Annotated in this window: 1 protein-coding gene; it reads right to left on the bottom strand. The window is 67.4% G+C overall.

Annotated features, from left to right (window positions below):
- The coding region (locus IG178_RS24695) for an NADP-dependent isocitrate dehydrogenase (protein ID WP_193215235.1) at window positions 1-356 on the bottom strand (356 nt) is incomplete at both ends.

Below are 356 nucleotides of genomic sequence, written 5' to 3'. Positions count from 1 at the left end.
TCCTTCTCCTCGTCCGTCTGCGGGTCCTCGGGGTAGTCCGGGATGTCGAAGCCGGCGGCCTGCAGCTCCTTGACCGCGGCCTTGAGCTGCGGGACGGAGGCCGAGATGTTCGGCAGCTTGACGATGTTCGCCTCGGGCGTCTTGGCCAGCTCACCGAGCTCGGCGAGGGCGTCGTCCAGGCGCTGGTCCTCGGTCAGGCGCTCCGGGAACAGGGCGATGATGCGACCGGCCAGCGAGATGTCACGGGTCTCGACCTCCACGCCGGCGGTGGTGGCGAACGCCTCCACGATCGGCTTGAAGGAGTAGGTGGCCAGCAACGGGGCCTCATCGGTCTTGGTCCAGATGATCTTGGGCAT

Origin of the sequence: Neoluteolibacter marinus, assembly GCF_014904755.1 — a bacterium.
In the GTDB taxonomy this organism is placed as follows: domain Bacteria; phylum Verrucomicrobiota; class Verrucomicrobiia; order Verrucomicrobiales; family Akkermansiaceae; genus Haloferula; species Haloferula marina.
Note: the sequence above shows the minus strand (reverse complement) of the source record. Positions and strands in the feature narration are given on the sequence as shown.